General features: G+C 45.8%; 18 protein-coding genes. 8 read left to right on the forward strand and 10 right to left on the reverse strand.

Annotation, left to right across the window (positions count from 1 at the left end; genetic code table 11):
• From QUA83_RS06880 to QUA83_RS06900, 5 genes are all read right to left on the reverse strand, one after another.
• On the reverse strand, positions 1-834 hold the full coding sequence (locus QUA83_RS06880) for a hypothetical protein (protein WP_333292257.1): 834 nt from the start codon (positions 832-834) through the stop codon (positions 1-3).
• Between the two features lie 8 nt (positions 835-842).
• Complete coding sequence (locus QUA83_RS06885) at positions 843-3,974, reverse strand: hypothetical protein (protein ID WP_333292258.1); 3,132 nt, start codon at positions 3,972-3,974, stop codon at positions 843-845.
• Between the two features lie 148 nt (positions 3,975-4,122).
• Complete coding sequence (locus QUA83_RS06890; RefSeq protein WP_333292259.1) at positions 4,123-4,668, reverse strand: hypothetical protein; 546 nt, start codon at positions 4,666-4,668, stop codon at positions 4,123-4,125.
• A 115-nt stretch (positions 4,669-4,783) separates the two neighbouring features.
• Entirely contained in the window at positions 4,784-5,167 is a 384-nt protein-coding gene (locus tag QUA83_RS06895; protein ID WP_333292260.1) for a hypothetical protein, read from the reverse strand.
• A 258-nt stretch (positions 5,168-5,425) separates the two neighbouring features.
• Positions 5,426-6,034 (reverse strand): hypothetical protein, encoded by a 609-nt coding sequence (locus QUA83_RS06900; protein ID WP_333292261.1) that lies wholly within the window; start codon positions 6,032-6,034, stop codon positions 5,426-5,428.
• A 584-nt stretch (positions 6,035-6,618) separates the two neighbouring features.
• Between QUA83_RS06900 and QUA83_RS06905 the strand changes: the two genes are divergently transcribed.
• A complete protein-coding gene (locus tag QUA83_RS06905) occupies positions 6,619-7,011 on the forward strand; it encodes a hypothetical protein (protein WP_333292262.1) in 393 nt (130 codons plus the stop codon).
• A 13-nt stretch (positions 7,012-7,024) separates the two neighbouring features.
• Here QUA83_RS06905 and QUA83_RS06910 read toward each other — a convergent pair whose 3' ends face one another.
• Positions 7,025-8,713 carry an IS66 family transposase gene (locus tag QUA83_RS06910; RefSeq protein WP_333292263.1) on the reverse strand — a complete coding sequence of 563 codons (1,689 nt, stop codon included), beginning with the start codon at positions 8,711-8,713 and terminating at the stop codon, positions 7,025-7,027.
• A 356-nt stretch (positions 8,714-9,069) separates the two neighbouring features.
• On the opposite strand from QUA83_RS06910, the gene QUA83_RS06915 reads away from it, so the two are divergent.
• The gene (locus QUA83_RS06915; protein ID WP_333292264.1) at positions 9,070-9,432 is read left to right on the forward strand and encodes a hypothetical protein; all 363 of its coding nucleotides are present in this window, start codon (positions 9,070-9,072) and stop codon (positions 9,430-9,432) included.
• Between the two features lie 106 nt (positions 9,433-9,538).
• On the opposite strand, the gene QUA83_RS06920 is transcribed toward QUA83_RS06915, so the two are convergent.
• Together QUA83_RS06920 and QUA83_RS06925 are read right to left on the reverse strand one after the other, a co-directional pair.
• Positions 9,539-10,756, reverse strand: a complete 1,218-nt coding sequence (locus QUA83_RS06920; RefSeq protein WP_333292265.1) for a hypothetical protein — start codon at positions 10,754-10,756, stop codon at positions 9,539-9,541.
• A gap of 92 nt (positions 10,757-10,848) precedes the next feature.
• On the reverse strand, positions 10,849-11,028 hold the full coding sequence (locus tag QUA83_RS06925; RefSeq protein WP_333292266.1) for a hypothetical protein: 180 nt from the start codon (positions 11,026-11,028) through the stop codon (positions 10,849-10,851).
• Between the two features lie 297 nt (positions 11,029-11,325).
• Here QUA83_RS06925 and QUA83_RS06930 point away from each other — a divergent pair, with 297 nt between their 5' ends.
• Positions 11,326-12,513, forward strand: a complete 1,188-nt coding sequence (locus QUA83_RS06930; RefSeq protein ID WP_333292267.1) for a hypothetical protein — start codon at positions 11,326-11,328, stop codon at positions 12,511-12,513.
• A gap of 197 nt (positions 12,514-12,710) precedes the next feature.
• Entirely contained in the window at positions 12,711-13,412 is a 702-nt protein-coding gene (locus QUA83_RS06935; RefSeq protein ID WP_333292268.1) for a GUN4 domain-containing protein, read from the forward strand.
• 6 nt (positions 13,413-13,418) lie between these two features.
• Here the strand turns inward: QUA83_RS06935 and QUA83_RS06940 are convergent, their stop codons facing one another.
• Positions 13,419-13,562, reverse strand: a complete 144-nt coding sequence (locus QUA83_RS06940; protein WP_333292269.1) for a hypothetical protein — start codon at positions 13,560-13,562, stop codon at positions 13,419-13,421.
• A gap of 639 nt (positions 13,563-14,201) precedes the next feature.
• Here QUA83_RS06940 and QUA83_RS06945 point away from each other — a divergent pair.
• Together QUA83_RS06945 and QUA83_RS06950 are read left to right on the forward strand one after the other, a co-directional pair.
• Positions 14,202-14,861, forward strand: a complete 660-nt coding sequence (locus tag QUA83_RS06945) for a hypothetical protein (protein ID WP_333292270.1) — start codon at positions 14,202-14,204, stop codon at positions 14,859-14,861.
• Between the two features lie 133 nt (positions 14,862-14,994).
• Complete coding sequence (locus tag QUA83_RS06950) at positions 14,995-15,390, forward strand: nuclease A inhibitor family protein (RefSeq protein ID WP_333292271.1); 396 nt, start codon at positions 14,995-14,997, stop codon at positions 15,388-15,390.
• A 389-nt stretch (positions 15,391-15,779) separates the two neighbouring features.
• Here QUA83_RS06950 and QUA83_RS06955 read toward each other — a convergent pair whose 3' ends face one another.
• Positions 15,780-16,679 carry a DNA/RNA non-specific endonuclease gene (locus tag QUA83_RS06955; protein ID WP_333292272.1) on the reverse strand — a complete coding sequence of 300 codons (900 nt, stop codon included), beginning with the start codon at positions 16,677-16,679 and terminating at the stop codon, positions 15,780-15,782.
• 180 nt (positions 16,680-16,859) lie between these two features.
• On the opposite strand from QUA83_RS06955, the gene QUA83_RS06960 reads away from it, so the two are divergent.
• Together QUA83_RS06960 and QUA83_RS06965 are read left to right on the forward strand one after the other, a co-directional pair.
• On the forward strand, positions 16,860-17,660 hold the full coding sequence (locus QUA83_RS06960) for a ParA family protein (protein ID WP_333292273.1): 801 nt from the start codon (positions 16,860-16,862) through the stop codon (positions 17,658-17,660).
• Positions 17,660-18,769 (forward strand): ParB/RepB/Spo0J family partition protein, encoded by a 1,110-nt coding sequence (locus QUA83_RS06965; protein ID WP_333292274.1) that lies wholly within the window; start codon positions 17,660-17,662, stop codon positions 18,767-18,769. Before QUA83_RS06960 ends, QUA83_RS06965 begins: the two co-directional genes overlap by 1 nt.
• The last annotated feature ends 417 nt before the right edge of the window (positions 18,770-19,186 follow it).

Genomic DNA, 19,186 nt, shown 5'->3' on the forward strand with positions numbered 1-19,186 from the left:
TTAAACAAATCGACCCAAAGCAGGGCTTCGGAGATTACCAGTAGCTGTTACTCCCATGTAAACTATTTGGACTTGTTTGCCGATATAAGAATCTCTGTTCATCCAGAGATCCTGTTCCTCTTCGTCGTTTAAGCCGTAAACACGAGAAACTTTATTAACTCCATTCACCATGCCTTCAACGGACATATAACTCACGTAACCCACTATTGGATTTTGCGTAAACCCAACTACAGTATAGATTCCGCTTGTTATCCCCTTCACTTTGAGAAGATTGTCCGATCGCACCCCAGAATAAACTGAGTCCAGATTTCTGAGGATGATTCCTTCAGTTTCTCCAGAATTAAGAACGGTGGTTGCTTCATCCAGAACGCTTAGAGGTGTGTTCCGAATTAGTTTTTGAGGAATCAAACTAATCATTCCCTGTGCCGGAATGATTAGTTGCATGAAATTCATCCTTTGTTGGGCTGTTAAGGTGGGATTTGTTGCCGCACCAACAGCAGAAACTCGAAATTCAACAGCAAATTTTTCATCAAGGTTGTATGTGGCTCGATCGCGAATTAATACCGTAAGCTCCTCGAAAGTTCTACCAGGAATGAACAGCTCACCGTCAAGGAAAGACAAATTGTTAGCGTCACAGATGGCGCGACAAGCTAACTCAAGTCGATCGAATCCCACAAATCGCGTGGTCAAAGTCTGGCTTCTTAATCCGCGTGAAATGCCGTCCCGGGTGTAAATGCAGCGAACTCCGTTGAGTTTAGGACTGCTTAGCCAGAATCCAACCATGTATTCTTTAGCTGGATTGTAAGTATTTGGTACTTCTGCTACAAAAGTCATGGTTTTTCTTAGTTCACTGCCATGATGAAATTGCTGACGCATCGGACTTGTTCGTTCACGATTTTGTCAAACATAAGAGCCAAATCTCGGTTATTTGGTTGGAATCTCATCAATCCCCATTGACCAGTAGCAGCAATTGTTAAGTCAGGTTTGAAAATCAGTGCTGTGGAATGGAACCATGTATTAAACACAGTCGCTGGCATATTAGAACAGATAATCATGCCAGAAATGTTGGCATAATTTATCAGCACATCTACGTTAAGACGAACCAATTTCCCACAGGTTTGATAAGTTACGTTGCCTGTGACGTTCCACGATAAAGGCAACGAAATTGGCGCTGACCAAACAATTCCGGCTGGCCCGGCTGGACCAATAGCACCAGTATCTCCTTTCGGTCCGATCGCGCCAGTTGCACCAGTTGCACCAACAGCGCCGGCAACACCTTGAATTCCTTGAGCGCCCGCTGCACCAGTATCACCTTTCGGGCCCGCAACACCCTGAGCACCAGTGGCTCCCGCAGCGCCAGTTGCACCAGTAGCTCCGGCTTCACCTCTAGCACCAGTTGCACCCGCAGCGCCGGGAATTCCTTGCGCTCCAGTATCACCTTTGATTCCCTGAACACCAGTCGCACCAGTCGCGCCAACATCACCTTTAGGACCGATCGCACCAGTTGCACCAGCGACACCTGGATTTCCTTGCGCTCCAGTTGCACCGATCGCACCAGTTGCACCAGTGGCTCCGGTTGCACCTGCTGAACCAGTATCACCTTTCAAACCTTGAGGCCCTTGTGCTCCAGCGGAACCAGTTGCGCCTTGAATTCCTTGAGCGCCAGTTGAACCAGTTGCGCCTGGAGCTCCAGTATCTCCTTTAGCTCCGGGGAGTCCTTGAAGACCTGGATCGCCTTGTTTAGCTCCCAAAGTCCAGAATGCCGACGGCGGTACAGAATTTATGCTTGGCGCGTTGGCAATGTAGCTGCTGCCGTTGTAGGCAACCGCATCAAACATGGCGTATTGGAATGTTGGGCTCCAATTTCCACGCCAAATTAAGCCGGGTCGCCCTTGAGGACCTTGTGGCCCTGTTCCACCTTGTGGCCCTGTTGCACCAGCCGGTCCCATTTGACCAGTCGGCCCGATATCACCCGGTGTACCTTGAATTCCTTGCTCTCCACGTTCGCCGGGAGTGCCGGGATTACCTTGCAAACCTTGCGAACCCATTTCGCCTGGAATTCCTTGATCACCGCGATCGCCTTTTTGACCTGCGGGGCCGGTTAAGCCGATCAGGCCAGTTGCGCCAGTTGCGCCGACATCGCCCGGAATTCCTTGATCGCCACGATCACCTTTAGCACCTTGCGGACCGGTTAAGCCGATCGGGCCCATCGCGCCAATATCGCCTGGAATTCCTTGATCGCCACGATCGCCTTTAGAACCTTGCGGGCCGGTTAAACCGATCGGACCAACAGGGCCGAGATCGCCAGCGATACCTTGATCGCCCCGATCACCTTTAGAACCTTGAGGACCGGTTAGACCGATCGGGCCCGTTGCGCCAGCTTCACCAACTAAACCTTGATCACCACGATCGCCTTTAGCACCCTGCGGGCCGGTTAAACCTTGATCACCAGCAGGGCCGACTGTGCCGGGAATGCCTTGATCACCTCGATCGCCTTTTATGCCGGGAGCGCCTTGCGGGCCGGTTAAACCTGCCGGGCCGGTTGCGCCCATATCACCGGGAATTCCTTGATCGCCACGTTCACCTTGAATTCCGGGACTGCCTTGTGGGCCGGTTAAGCCTGGATTTCCTTGAGAGCCAGTAGCGCCAACTAGACCTTGATCGCCTCGATCGCCTTTCTCACCGGGAACGCCTTGCATTCCTGGATTACCAATATCGCCTTTGTCACCTTGCGGGCCGGCAATCCCAGGCTGACCCTGTAAACCTTCAGCACCAGTTGCACCGGGAGTTCCCGGTAAACCACGTTCGCCCGGTTCACCTTGAATGCCTGGATTTCCTTGAGGGCCAGGATTGCCAGCCGGGCCCGTCAAACCTTGAATGCCTTGAATTCCTTGACTGCCTGGTTCGCCTTTTTCACCGGCTACACCGGGAGAACCTGCGGAGCCATCAACACCGGGATTTCCTTGATCACCTTTCGGGCCGATCGGACCGATCGCACCAGTCGCGCCAGCAGCACCGGCAATTCCTTGATCACCTTTCTGACCTGGTGCTCCTGTTTCACCAGCCGGCCCGATCGCACCTACTGCACCGGGTTGACCATCCGCGCCGGGATTTCCTGGATCACCTTTAATACCCTGCGGGCCGGTAGCACCAGCCGGGCCGGTAGCACCGGGTGTACCTGCTGCACCGGGCATACCATCCGCACCATTCGCGCCGGGATTTCCCTGAATTCCCTGAATTCCTTGAGCGCCAGGACTACCAGCAGCTCCGGTTGCTCCTTGAGCGCCTGTTGCGCCGGGAGTTCCAGGCTGACCAATATCACCGCGATCGCCTTTTTCGCCGGGAACGCCTTGAGGTCCGATCGGGCCAGCCGGGCCGGTTAAGCCGATCGGACCTTGTGGCCCTACAATTGCCGGCTCTGGAGGAATAAGAGTAACATCCCGAGAAGCGGTAGCAACAACACTCGTGCCAACCATCAAATCAGCGCGTAGAGTTCCATTTTGTGTGATGGCTGTCTCGAATGGAATCCAAGGAGATTCTTTGATAATTGTGCCATTGAGAGTGAAACGGACAAAAGAGTTAGTTGGCGGATATGCTACATCAGCAACTACTACAGTTTGTCCTGAGTAAAGAACAGGAGCGCGTAAGGCAATTGTTGGAGCATTGACCTTGACTTCAAAATTGATTTGAGCGGTCGATCGAACTGTAACTGGAGCTGTTCCAGAAATATCCTCGACTTCAATTAGGTGAACACCTGCGGTATTAATTGGAATCGACATTCCAAATTGATAGATAGGTGCAGCAGTAGTTCCTACATTTGTGGCTGTGGTATCTGTCCCAACAACTACACCATTCAATTTGAAACGAACATCGGTATTGGTGTTAGTGTCAGTGACTGCCGTAACGGGGAGAGAATAGGGCAATCCTCCGACTTGAATGCTGGGTTGAGTGGGAGATGTGATTCTAATTGGCATTAGCTAAACCGCCTAAAATTTGATAGACAAACAATCCCTTTCTTGGCATCGGCGTACCAAGAAAGAGATTACTGAAGCAAGGCTGAAACTAGCTTTGAGAGAGAAGAGTTTGGGTTTCGCGCGTAAGAATCCCGCGTCTAGTGGGGAATCAGGTTTGAATCAAAAGAGTCTGAGCAATAATCAACTCAAGTTCCATTGACTCTCCCACAATCATGAGACTTGTGTAAGCGTCGGGAGTGGGACTAGCATCATCAGAAACCCGGATAACTTTGGGATTCTGTAACTGGCTGAAAACTTGGTAAAGTTCAGTCAGATATTCGATAGTTTCGATCGGCATTAAAATGCCAAAAACCGCCTCTGCCGGAACAGTTCCGTCCATCGTCAAACCTTGATTCTGGGTAACTGTCGCTAACTCGGTCAGCGCATTTCTAATCAAAGGCTGGAAGAGTTCATCAAGGGTTTGATTAGAAATTGTTCGATTTGCCGGAGGTTTGTAAGTAGGGGCTTCGGGATTGAGCGCCTTGATTGCAGCTCTCCGCATTGAAGCATCTCTGGAGAGAATAGCTGCGTCATCAAATGGCTGTTTTGCCCTTTTGATGGACAGCAATGAATCGCCTTCAGATTGAGGCCAGAAATTGTAATCGGCGATCGTTTGGCGCAGTAGTTTTGTTGCGAGTCCTGCTGTTAACACCATGTCAGTAATCAACTAATAAATTATTTTTAGCTTATCCCCCTTTTCTGCTTTTGAGTTTATCAACTAAAAAGTTGACTTTTATGCCCATTTGTTATAGAGATAAAAGCCAAAATTGTTAATCGGATTCTGACCAATTGACTAGAATAACAGAAACAGAATCTTTGGGAAAATTATTGACTTTGAAGTTGTCTTGTAGAGTCGCAACTACTTTTTCTGCCTTTTCCTTAGTATCAAAGAAATAGGCTTCCTCAAAATCAGTATTCCATTCAGGAGTGTTAGGTTCAGCTAGGAACAAGATAGTACCAGATTCGGTAGCAGCACCGATCGAATAATAGGCGTAACAGATAACAAATCTGTACTGAATCAAAGAAGGAGCATCAGCATTAGTGTTGGGAACGGGGGAATTGAACATAAAAAAACCAGTAGCGAACTGGTAAACCGCTGCTGTCAGGTAAGAAACTAGGAAACAAGAGACTTGAAAGTGTTGATTCTTGTCCAATCGAAACTGTTTCCGCTGTAACTGTCGAACAAATGACTGTCACCGCGAAACAAAACCTTGTTGGCAGGAAACCAATGACTTTCGCCACTACAATCTCGAACTAAGGTAAAGGAACGGGAATAGCAAGGGACGATCGGTAATTCAATTTGACCAATCGCCCAGCCTGGACACCAAACATTTCCATAGTGAAAGAAACAGTCTTTTGGTTCTGAAAACCAAGTAATGTGTTCTTGAGTGATTTTTAAAGGTTCCATAGAATTACCAAACAATTGGCTTAAACCTGTTGATTTTCTCCCAATCGAAAGCATTTGCTGCGTAAGTCTCGAAAAGATGAGTCTGACGATGATTGCCCCCTCGAATGGCAACATTTTTAGCAGAAACCCAATGGCAGCCACCTTCAGCATCACGAACCAAGGTCAAGCAACGGGAATAGCTAGTAGGGATAGGAAGCTCAATTTGACCGAGCGCCCACCCAGGGCACCAATTAGAGGGATTGTACAAGAAGAAACAATCTTTGGGTTTCAGAAACAAATCAATGTGTTTCTGAGATGTTTTCTGTTTTTCCATCGTTTCCACTGGTTCTATCGTTTTTCCTTGATTCAACTTCTGCAACAGCTTGATTGAAAGCTTCATCGGTGGGTTCTTCAATGATACCGAGAGAACAAAACCATCGGAGTTGAATAGTTCGTCCGCCTCGGCAAATAGTTTTTTCCGCGCTGTGGCATAAGTGCTGGGAGCCGCCATTGAGGAGTTGATCGTAATAGTATGTAAGTCGTTTGGGGGGAGGTCGATCGGTTTTCTCCCACCAAACGGACAGGAATAGCAGCAGTTTGCTGGTACATTGTAAGCACTTAAATCTCTTGCCATGTGTTTTAGGGTTAGTATGAGTTCTGACCTCCCAGTAGAATGAGAGGTCAGTGGTCAGTAGTTAAACAGATTCTGCAATTTTATATGCTGATAGATTCTCATAGTTAAAGAGCAAAAACATCATCACCCCAAAGCGAAGCATAATGGTTTTCTTTTGCCCTGGATTGTTAGCTCGTAAAAAGTGCAAAAGCTGACGTAGCATTTCTTTATAAATTGCTGTGATTTGGTTCGATTTGTTATGAAGGGCTAAGAATCGATCGAATAGATAGGCAACGTGAAGGCAACGGTTTCCGAAACTTGATTAAATAAACCTTCATTTACGTCGAAAAGCTAAGGAATCTGTGACAGCATCTCAAGATTGTGCTGAGATTTTCAACAACCGCTGTCATCAGTTTGGTATAATTGTGGCAGTAGCAGTTCCATATTTGGAGACGTTACTACCAAAAGCGTGGTGTTTGGTAGAATTCCCTTGAGCTGAACTTTACAGCAGCGATCGTCCAACAATCTTTAAATCCGTGGAGCAACTCGAACTTTTCCCTAAATTTAAACCCAAACCCAGAATCTCGAAATCTCCTCAGTTAACAATGAGTTGTGAGGCGCTGCATTGTTGGAAACAGCGCATTTTTGAACACCAACAATCTGCTGCTTCCGAACAACCGCTACAGGGAAACTTATTCGAGCTCGCACCCAATCCCTGTGACTCTAACAGCATTGACCCGTTTACCTTAGAGCTGCACAATCTCTCATTCTGTGAGAAACCGGATTGGGGCGATCGTACTTGTCTTTACTTTGTCATCGACAACGAACTTCCATTGGTGCTGTATGTAGGAGAAACTGACCGCACTCCCAAACAAAGATGGATGAACCATGATTGTCATAAGTACATTGCCAACTACATCGAATTGCATCGGCGTTATTCTCTGGGTGTGAGTGTAGCCATAGCATTTTGGTATGGAGCGCCGGTATCGGCTCAATAAGTAGGGGTAGCAGTTAATCTAGTTGCCAAGATAATCCCAAAGGATAAAGAGCAGATTTTTCGCGAATAATAGTGGACAGAGAGGGAATAATTCCAAGTTGAGAAATTCGGTCACGCACATAGTCAAAAAAACTGATTCCCAACTGACGAGTAGTAGCAACAAGAGACATAAAAGTATCCCAGGCCTGAGTACCCTCAATCGTCTGAGTTGCATAGCTAATATTACGTCGCTGCACCATGGTTCGGGCAGCTAACTCAGCGGGATTATTGTGTAAAGGTAATTCAGGATGCTCTAAAACCCTCAGCAACTCTGATACTTTTGTCGCAGTTAATTGTTTGCGTTCATCCAACAATTCATAACCACTTGGGGTTTCAAAAAGCCGCCGAAATTTCGACCTTAAAAGCAGTGCAGCTTCAGGACTTGGAGCCTCTTTGTAAGCTAATAATTCCCGATAATAATCCCAAAAATCTTTGATAAATTTCCCTAAAATTGCTTGATGGCAATGGAATACGGGGCTTAACTTCTTGTAATGCCTTCCCTCATGCACCCAACATAATGCTCTATCGGCAGTGATTAACTTGAATTGCGGAGCATCATCACAACAAAGAGTTTGTACGACTGGACAATCTGTTTGCTGATGATAGAAAACAATAGCTGCTGCTTCTTTAATCCTGGTAACTTGTTGGGAACCCAGAGAAGGTACATACTTATTAAGTAGGTGATTAAACTCCTCCTCACCCAACACTGTTTCTTGAGGTAATAGCTTGAGAGCGTTTTGCCATTTAATCGGGATTTTGAAGTCCTCAATTAGTGAGAAGAAGAGTGGATTTAGAATAAATTTCAGTTCTCGTCCCGGCTGTAACCCTTTGAGAACAGTCAGTCTGTCTTTATTGGCTGTTGTGAAGTATACTGTATATAAAGGGTTGCAGATGATATTGGTGGTATGGTTGACTCCAGCTACACATGCGCCTGTTTGGTCGAAGTGTTGCCACGGGCTACTCGCTAGTCCTGAATCATAAACTTCTTGTTTCTCGGTTTCAAAACCCGAGTGGTTTTTGATTAACAGGTTGGATAAATAACCGGCTGACATGGAAATACCTAGATCGGCTAAAAAATCTAGTAGTTTGCCTTGCGTCATATTACCGCCATAGTACAAACTGATGATTAAGGATTTGATTCCTGGTCCAAATTCTCCTTCGTAGCCTATTGGTAATTCTGCTACATAGGTTTTTCGGAGTGAAGGTGAGTAATATTTCTGTTTACGGAACAATATGTTGTCGGTTGCCAAGCTGATATCTTGGATGATTACTTGTTCGTATCCTTTAAATTCTGCGTCTGCTGGCAGTTGGTCTGTGGGATATTCTAGTATTTGTTCTCGATCTATTTTAATCGTGGCGTTCTTACTGCCTTTTGTGTGCTTTAGGGGCGTTTTTCGCTCTTTTTCTGATGAGTGCTGACTTTTGAAGCCTTGGGATTTGGCTTTGATGTCTGGTTTTCCTTGTTCTCCCTTCAATCGGTTGTTTTCATCTTTCAACCGTTGATTCTCTGACTCCAAGTCTTTGACTTTTAATTGTAATTCTTCTATGAGGTTCAGTAAAAGCTCTACTTTATGACGCATGGATTCGTCTGCAATCCCTGGGGGGTCGATGGTTTGCAGTATATTGGAGGATGACTTGTCTGGTGAAATAATCTTTGGCATCATGTGTCTTATTTTATGACACTTTGTGCACTCTGCTTACTTTTTTTCTCTGCTACCCCGAATTATTGAGCGGATACGAGCGCCGAGCAATCGAAAAAAGCGGTTACAGCTAGAATCGAAGCTTATCTACAAGTGGCGATCGCCTTTCAACAAAGAATGCTGGCAGTATTGGGGACAACCTTTCGGGAAGTAAAACTACTAGGATTCCCCACAAAGAAGTTTCAGATGTTACTCAACAATATCTACGCACTACACTTAATTTCTGTAAACTCAATGCTTAGTAGAGATTGAGCGGGTGCCAGATTTTTTCCAAGTCGCTGTGATTGCATAATATTTGGTATACGCATCTCCACCGACCAATGAAAAAATACATCAACCTTGCCACCGCCCTCATTGCATCACTCAAGCCAAAATCCAAAACACCCATAATCGATACCTACGGTGAATCCACGCTTAACCAAGACGAGCAGCAAGCTCTCATGGAATGGCTCTTTGCTAGTTTGATGGGTGTGGGCTACTTCAGTAAAGCTCACCTCATCTGGGATGATGGCAAAGAGAGAGAACGAGAAATATTCACCGCATTGATGAGAAACGAACCAATCTTTCTCTACCGCCAAGGAGTGCGACCTACCCCAACGGTTGAAGGATATGGCTGGCGGCTGATTGGCGAACATCCGAGTTTGAGGGTGTATGAATTGCAGGTGGAAGTTGAAGGAGATTGAGGGCGATCGATGATTTTGATAAAAGAGTTATCAGTAAAGAATAAAGAGTATTTCAGACAGCAAAACTTTTCTGTTAGCTAGCTGTCCCTACTTCTCAAATAGACTGTTAGGCGATACTAATTGTTTGACCGTTAGTTAGACTGCTGAAGTCATAGGTTGTGTTACCAGCTATGAGTTTTTCAAATTCGGAAGTTTTTATAGTGCCGCTACTACTCGTAAAACTCACCACGGTTCCCAATATTTCAACGGTATAACTTCCTGACGTTAATTCGAGCGAGTCTTCGTCGTTCCCGCCATAGAAAGTAGCATAGCCAGAACCCCTGATATAGTCTGTACCTTTTCCTAAAAATATGCTGCCAAAGCTAGAAAAGCCGCTATCAGTAATGATGGAGTCCGCGCCCTTACCAGTATTAATGGTACCGCTGTTGGCGATGGTCGCGCCAAAGCGAAAATCAGTCCTTATGCCAAGAATTATATCATCGCCGTCACCAGTATTTATAGTGCCGGTATTGGAGATGGCGATGCTGTAAGTGCTAGTGCCAGTGATTATATCGTTGCCATCCCCGGTATTGATGGTGGAGGAATTGGCAAGGGCGTCGCCCTGAGTTGAAATGCCAGTGATTGTATCGTTACCCTCGCCGGTGTTGAGAAAAGAGGAGTAGAGAACCGTGCCAGAATAATCACCAGTGCCAGTGATTACGTCATCCCCTTCCCCAGTATCAATGATGGAACCATTGATGGAACCAAAACGTAAGCCCATGTATTCGCCAGTACCCGCGATTGTGTCGTTACCGTTGCCAGTCTTTATGACGATCGGGCTTTGCAAGTTGGGGTTGCTTGAGTTATGCTCGATTCCTACGCTCAAAAACCCCTGGGCAATGCCCGTGATTATGTCATCACCACCACCCGTATCAATGGTGCCCCCTTCGTTGAAAATGCCATTACTATCACGATCTCTCGACCTGTATCTTCCTTGTTGGTAACGGATGCCAAGGATTAAGTCATTACCCTCACCCGTATTGAGCGTGCCCGTGTTGTGGATGCCGCTAACCGTGTACTCGTAAGTATCAGGGATTGAGTCGTCGTAGTCTGCCGCAGCAACGATTAAGCCGTTACTATCACTGGCATTAAACGTCCCGCTGTTGTAGAAACCGCTAATCCTTGTGGGAGTGCTATTGATACTGTTCTCACTGTTACCAAGGGTTAAGTCCTTGCCAGTAAGAGTATTAGTGAAGCCATTATTAAGTATTTCTTCTTTCCCAGGCACGCCGACGACCAAATCACCCTTTTCGGGAAAAGTTATACCTGAAAGTTCGATTGCCATAAGAAGACCTTGGAATAAAAATTAAAATCAAAACATATTATCTGTCACCATTATAGAGCAATGGCCCGGACAGTTTTATATAGCCCAATGGCTTATTCTTGGGCTACTAAAAACTGTTCAATGAAAACTTCAAAGTTATTGTCATCGATCAACCCTGCAAGCGTGGTTAATTCTACTATTTTTTTAAATTGATTGATCCGAGGAGTGGGATGGGTGTATTTGCTCCAAACATAGCCGATTTGATGCTCTGTTTGGGCTAGCAATTTGTTCAAATTTTGTTAAACCAAAGCGCAATAAATTATTAATTAATCCAGATTAAATGCTCTTGTTTCTAGCTGAATATGCCATTTGTGGTTCTACTGTTGAAACTCTCCACAGTCAGAATAATAGCCGTCAATTATTGAAGTTTTTTAAGTAATAAAGCCAGTTGAAACAAGCCTTTTTCTCAAAATAGTTTTGACAGTGTTAAGAAATGCAAAATGAATAAATAGAATCTTGTAAGTTGTGATACAAATATAGCAGTAATATCTAAAATTATTCCATTTATTTCTTGATTCGGAGGTTTTCCTATGGCGATCGAACTTTCCAATCTAAGGTTTACCGACCAGGCTGATGTTGTCCCCGCGTCTGGGGTGGAGGAAATACTCAATACTGGTGTCGCTAATACTCTTGCTGGCGACGACATAATCACTGGCACTAAGGGCGAATTCAGCATTCTCAATTACGGCACTATTGATACCGCCGATGGCAACGACATAATTACTGGCATTGGGGGCGAACTTAGCATTTTTAACATGAATTTAGAGGGTGATGGCATTCTCAACAACAGAGGCATCATTAATACTGGTAATGGTAACGACATAATCCAGGGCATTGGCAAGTTCGACCGTGGAATCACAACCTACTATGGCACTATAAATATGGGAGATGGTAACGACACACTCACGGGTGCTGGTCCCTATGTCGGCATCATGATGTATTCCGGCACTACTGATACTGGAAAGGGCAATGACCTGATCACTGGAACTGGCGTTGTTGGTCTCTACAATTACGTTATAGGAGATTCGGTCTTCAATTTCAATACCGGTGATGGTAACGACATAATAACTGGCAATACCAACGGAAATGGTATTGACGGCACCAGAAGGGGCTCCGGCATCATGAACTATGTACCTATGAATACCGGCGATGGCAATGACATAATAACTGGCACTAACATTAATGGAGGTAGCATCGCCACCGGCACCGACAGTCAGCCAGAATCTTACGGTATCTTCAACTGGGGCTCTATGGATACTGGTAATGGCAATGACACCATCACGGGTACTAACAATACCGAAGGTGGCCACGGCATCAACAACTCTTTTTACGACGGTATCATTGATACCGGTGATGGTAACGACATAATAACTGGCAGTGGTAGCATTGGCATTCACAACGACGGTATTATTAATACGGGTAATGGTAACGACTCTATTATTGCCGATGGAGGCTTTAATGGCCGTGGCAACGTGTTTTTAGGCAACGGTAAAGACTATCTCAAGGGTTTTGGTAGCGGTAATTTCGATGGCGGAAACGGTAAAGATACACTGGAATTAACAGCAGGAAGTTATACGGTTGGAATATCCACAACCGGGGTAAACTTCACCAAGGGTAGCATTATTATGAATACCTCTGGCTTTGAAGAACTCATAGCGGGTAGCACAAAGTATGACTTCAACCGTCTCACCAACGGTCAAACAATTAGTGTGGTCTAGCAGTTTATTTGAGAAGTAGAGACAGCTAGCTAACAGAAAGGTTTGGCTGTCCTAAAACACCCTTTATCGTATGGAGAAGAATCGATCCAACATTTCTTGTCCCTCACATGAGTGACACTCAAATATGCGACTGGTCATGCGCCCATAGGATTGCTCAGAATGGGTTCAGGTACAAAGAAAATCACGAGGCGCAGAGTATGTGGGGATGGAAACGCATTCTTAAATCAGGCGATGGGTTGGCAACAGCGCGACAAGATGTGCGGGAATTGCAAGTCCGGTTGATTGATTTATCTAAACAATCGAATCGCCCTAATTGGCATCCCGGCAACCCAGATGGTCAATTCGGCCCTAAAACTGAAACTGCCGTAAAAGCTTTTCAAAAAGACCAAAATCTTGTAGCTGATGGTCAAGTTGGTTCCCTTACTGTAGAAGCGCTCTACAAAGATTATGCCCAACTGCGAGATTTCTTGGGTGCTAGACAGTGGCAAAAAGCGGATGAGGAAACAGCCAAACTCATGCTCAGTCTGGTTGGGCGACAATTTGAGGATTCCTTCGAGCCAGGAGAAATCGAGCAAATTCCCTGTTCTGACCTCCACGCCTTAGACAAACTGTGGTTGGCATCTTCGGGTGCTCACTTCGGCTTCAGCGTTCAAAAGCGTATTTGGAAAAGTACCATTGCTACTAATCCAGACGTAGACGATGCGGGTCAACGCTTTGGAGAAATTACCGGACAATTTGTGGATGGTGAATTGATAGAGTACAAGCGCGTTACCTTTAACCTGAGCGCTCTTGCGGGTCACTTACCTACGCTGTGGTGGCGGCGCAGCATGGTACTGGCTGGCTTTGGTCGCCCCGTCGCATCTTTGGTGTCCCGCATGGATAGTTGCAACTTACCTTGATGCTTCTCAATCAAACTGATTGTATTCTTGACCGATCACCTCTAAACACCACAACTCACCCAGCGTCATTACCACAGGCAGTTTCAGGAGTTTCAGGAGTTCCAGAGCGATCGTCTCCAAGCCCGCTATAGCAACGCAGCAATCAGCCATGCCACCTGTGTAAACTCTGGTTCGTTGTCCAGTAGCACAGGTTCAAGTTGATGAAGTCGTGCAGTATGCTTGAGTAAGTATGAGGAAATTAGGGTGCTATTTTACTCTTACCTTCGTTCATCCCCTGTCCATAAGCAGCAGTTCCGGGAACTCCAACTTTTCTCGGAATCAAGGCATAGGATTGCGGTATTGGGCTGTTACTTCATCTGCATTAAAAGTCGCCAATAAGTGAAAGTTAAGGTAAAACGCAGCTCGTTTGGATTATGCAATATTGGGCATGGAGTGAGAGGGCGTTCAAGCTTTAGGGGCAGAAAGCAACAGGTTTGGTGAAGTGCTTCCGTCGTTTCCCTTAGCTTTACATGGTTGGGATGGCTGATTTTTTCGGCAGCGCTGACTCTTGCTCTACGGTGCTAATTCAATATAGATAGTTTTTATCCGGTTTTATTTTTTATCCCCAGGATACATACCAATAGAGAGTTGTCAGGATATTTCCCTGATTTTCTCTGCATCAGGAAAATGGAACTAAATGATTGTTTCAGACCGCATTTGCTGAGCTTGATTCAAGATGAAGGCTTTATTGATATCTGACATACAATCAAGCCAACATCAAAAAACCATGATCTTTGGAGCTTTAAATATATGCCAAGTTTTCCAGTGTTGGATATTCCTAATCTTGCCTTGCCCACTCTTTTTGACCAAGACAAAGGTTATTTTGCCGTAGGATTTCCAGAATCTTATTTGATTCCTCAAATCTTACCTTTTCTGCAAGAAGTGGGTGGTCGTGTTAAGGATACTTCTTTTAACAAAGTTGATGTCAACATTAATAATTTAGATTTTATTGATGGAGGTATCGCAGTTTTTGGTGATGCGCGATTGCAGCACAGAGAACTTTTGTGGGAAGATCGATGGACGGGCAAGCATTATACTGATTGGATTTCTGTCAGCGGTTCTTTCAGGTTAGCTGTAAATGCAGGGATTAACGATGAAGTTTTACAAGTTGGATATAGAGACCATCAGCTAAGCTTTGACGGTAAGTGGTACAGCGAGATTGCTGATGTGTTAGTAGATTCGCTTTTTAAAGACAAAATTGTAGAGAAGATTAAGTCTGCACTCAGTGATTTTAATGGTTTGAGTATCAGGCAGTTATTCGACAAGTTTGGCTCTAAAGAGTTACAGCAAAAATTAGCACAATCAGGTGTTGATTCTGCAAAAATAGATGCCATGTTGAGCAAGGTTAAAGTTGGTGCGAAATTCTCCGAAACTGACCTGTGGGTTTCCGCAGACTTTTCTAACCAATAAATTGCTGTCCTCCATACCATCGGTATTGGAGTTATGAGACTAGATAGGGGTGGTTGTACATCCGCCCCTATTTTCTGCTACAGTACCGAATTCGGAGGCTATTAGATAAGCTGGAGTAAAACCAACAGCCACCATGACCGAATCGATCGCCCACCAACTCAAACAAGCTTCCAAGGGCTTACTCTTCCTCAGCGAAACCGATGCTCCCTTTGAAGTCATTCACTGGCAGGCACAAGGAGAACTCACTCCGGCGAAGTTGCTGCAACTCACCAAACATCTACCCGATGCTCCCGTAGAACTGCGGACGGTTGACGAGTTCTTTTCGATCGCCACCCAGGAAGAAGACTGGCACGATGAAGAGGAACAGGAAACGGCTAAGCGATTCCAGAACTTGGTGAGCGTTTTGAAGCAAAACCTCTCGCAGTTGCAGGTTTACCGAGTGGGCAGCATTGAGATTGATGTCTACATAGTCGGGGTGACGGACGGTGGCGGAGTGGCGGGGCTGTCTACGAAACTGGCCGAGACTTGATTGCAACAGACAGGGTGAAGTATGATTGTTTGTTAATCATTGAGTTACATAGTAACCATCATTAGAGTCAGGAACAGACGTTGTAATATGAGCACGATCGGCACATTATTTAGTTGGCTTGCTTCTCTTTACTGTTTGGTTATGATAGGATTTTTATTATTCCTCTCTTACACAGAGGGCAAGCCATTCCAGATGGGTATCATAGCTTCCTTTCTTATGTTCCTAATTGTTTTTCCTCCCCTCTGGTCTTACCTTGACAGAAAATATAATTTCAGAATTAACTGGCTAATCAAGTTTTTTCTATTCATCGCTTCTTACGGATTCCTAATGCTAAATGTTAATGCAGTTGGTTAAAAGTCTCAAGCAAAAAAGTAAGTTCTATTCCTTTTTTACTGACTATCAACTTTACTTTCAATCACCTGCTGAACCTGTGGCGGGACATTAGATAAGAAATTCAACCCTGTTTCCTTCTCAACTTTAGCCACGGGAACTCGAAAGCTTTTCCATCCCGAACCTTTGACGCTGGCATCGTTGGGCATCATCACAGCGATCGTCCTGGTGTTGTTAGTAATTCCCTGCATCCCCAATCCTTGTTGGTCGAGAACCACAATAACTTTCCAATTTCTAGTCGGCACAGCAATCTTTTCTTTTCTGCCGATGCTGCCTTTCCTCCCCACAGGCCCCGCTACGATGTAAAGTTCCTTGCCCTGTGCCACTAATTCTCTACAGTAATCTTCCAAATCACCCCACAAACCTCGGTTGAGTTCTGGCACTTGAGGCATCATGTTGGTCATCAGGAATGTGCTGCTGTTGTCCCCTTTGTTGCGAGTTCTATCGGCACTGGGTGCAATGTGTCCCCTGTCGTAACCGCTTCCCGTGTAATCGTTGGGACGGACTTTGTACCAATCAGCGGGGAGGGAATCATCGGGGCGGAAGTTGTCTTGGCGATCGGCTGCTCCAATCCAAGATTTATTGAGCTGCCATGAAACCCAGTTGGCGGTCTTAGTTTTGCTGTTGTAAGAAAGCACAAACTGTGGCCTCACCATCAGATAGTTGTCGATGCTGGCAATGCTAGAAACGGCATTGCTGGGATTTCCCAGGAGTAAGTTGCGGTTATTGATGGCTGAGCTGATGGGCTCTTTGGTGCTTGGTTTTGGTTGCTGCACCCTTGGTTTTTCACGACCAATTTGAGGAAGCCGAGACGGTGGCGATGGCTCAGTCAAGTTGCAGCCGCTAACAATCCCTACCAAAATCAGAGCGATCGCCCCCCGTTGCCACAAATTCTTCACTCTCAGCCGCTCCTCTTACATCTTCCATGCCAAGCTTATCAGCAGCCTGCCACTTAACAAAAAGAATACAGCACCGCTAGTCGTATCTTAAAAGACGAAGCAAATGTTCTGTCGTATCTTAAAATACGACGAGGCAAACTTTCTGTCGTATTTTAAGATACGACTTTTCTGAGTGGAGTTATGGCAAAGCAGAAAATTATTATTGGGATTTTAGCCAATGCTGGCGGTGTTGGGAAAACAACGTTAGCAGTACATCTAGCTTACGAGATATGCAAGAGGGGACTCAAAGTAGCTTTAATCGACCTCGACCCTCAACGAGCTTTAGATGTATTCTGTGGCTTACCGAGCGCAGAAGTTGAAAACACAGTTGTCCGAGTGTTCGACAAAGACTTCGATGGAAATTGGCCCTTGGTTTCGGCTTGGAATCATCCCGATATCGAAATCTGTCAAGGTCATCCCGCTACCGCACAAGTGGCAAGCGATTTGGTCATTCGGAGACGCGGTGAGTACGTGCTGGCCGATCGCTTAAAGAGCCATCCCCTACGCCACGATGTGGTCATCTTAGACTGCCCTGCCACCATTGGAATCCTTTGCGAAAATGCAGTGGCGGCCGCCACCGGGATACTAATTCCCCTTCAGTTAGAGATGAAATCTGTTTCCGGCGTAGCTGACTTGACGCAGTGGTTGATTGGAATTGCTGACGACTTAAAGCTAGAACCACGCCCTCCAGTCTTAGGCTTAGTTCCCAGCTTATATGACAACAGCCGCGCCATTCACCGCCAGTACCTCCAGCAGTTACCTGAAGTCGCCGCACAACTGCGAGTAAAACTATACCCGCAGATTCGAGATTCCTCAGAATTCAAGAATGCAAGCGCCAACGGTCTGCCTTTACAAAAATACCGCCCAGCCCATCCCGCTTGCAAAGACTTCAAATCGATCGCTGACGACCTCGTTACCTTAGTGAAGAAAGGAAAACTTTAATGGGTAAACTTCCTAAAATAAACGAACGCTTTGCGGGTGCTTATCAAGCGGCTGACCAAGCCGAACGGATTGCCCAATTACAAGCTGAAGTAGATAGGCTGCGAGCTACACCATCTCCAGAGCTTGAGCAACAAATGGCAGCTTTGCGAGAGCAACTGAAAGCGCAATCGGGTGAATTAGAAGTAGCTGTAGATTTAATTGACCCCAATCATTACCAACCTCGCCAGACAATTACACCGGAAAGCATTCAAACTTTGGCTCGGAGTTTGGCTCACGACGGGCAAATTACTCCACTGATTGTCATTCCTCAAGGTGAAAGATACTTGTTGTGGGACGGACAGCGCCGTTGGGAAGCGGCTAAACAGTTGGGCTGGAAAACAATGCGGGCTGTCACTGCCCCCATGCCTCAAGATTTACATCGCAAAGCGCTGTTGACCTTTATCCATCACGAAGACCTCAACCCCTTGGATAAGGCTGAGGCGATTATTCAGGAAATAGCTACCACTACCGGCCGTGAGGCTGAAGAGATTTCTACTGTACTCTCAACAGTGTTGCGGCGTTTGGAACGTTCGTCCCAGGCTCATCAACTGACGGCCCTCGTGACGGCTGCGACAGAAGAACAGCAGCAAGGAGTGAAATCTTTAGGAGTGAGCGAAACGGAGGAAAAGTTGCTGTTAGCTTTGTTGGATTTGGCTTTAAATCCCGCTTCGGTGAAGGCTAACTTAATTCCTATGTTGTCCCTGCCAAAAGATTTGAAGACAGCAATTCGAGAGCAAGGGCTCAAAGGAGCGCACGCTTTAGCTTTGACAGTTTTATCGGCTAAGACTTTAAAGACTTCTGAGCGTCAGGCTAAGAAGGAGAGGATGGAAGCGACTAACCAAGTGATTGAACAAGATTTGACGGTAGCGAAGACTCGCGAGTTGGTAGGACAGATCAAGGCTAAATACCTAAAATCAGTCACTTCTGACTCGAAAGAAGTCACAACATTGATGCGGGGGGTTAAGAAGTTATCGAAAGTAGTGATGGTTTCGACTAGCGCCGAACAACTTATGGAGTTGCGCCAAGTTTTACAACAAAAGCTTTTGGAAATTGATGAAATTTTGAGCTAAACATCATAAATTTAAAAATGGCTTAGGCTTTCTGGTTGACAGAAAAAATGGCAATCACCCCCTGCTCGATTCATTCTCATATTTTATTTGAAAGGGTAATATTAAAGGGCGCTACCGTTTGAGAGCAGCGGGAGGCGCTCGCTAGTTTCAGCCTTATTTTGCTGCACCGTTACGTCCGATGGAGCAACAATTGTAGCAGGCGACGCATCCGGTCGTGTATATTTCCTACGGCTAGAAGGGATAGAGCCACTAACTTAAATTTCTTACGCGATCGTCGGCGAATTTGCCCCGTAACAGCGGCTAAAAGTTGATGGGCGATCGCATAAAAAGACATAATTAGCTGGGGGGGTGACAAGATGGCTAAGAGCTAGACTGAATCTGACTTATAGCCCTCATCCCCCGTTGGTAAAAATAGCG

This window comes from Microcoleus sp. K1-B1, assembly GCF_036704705.1.
Lineage (GTDB): Bacteria > Cyanobacteriota > Cyanobacteriia > Cyanobacteriales > Microcoleaceae > Microcoleus.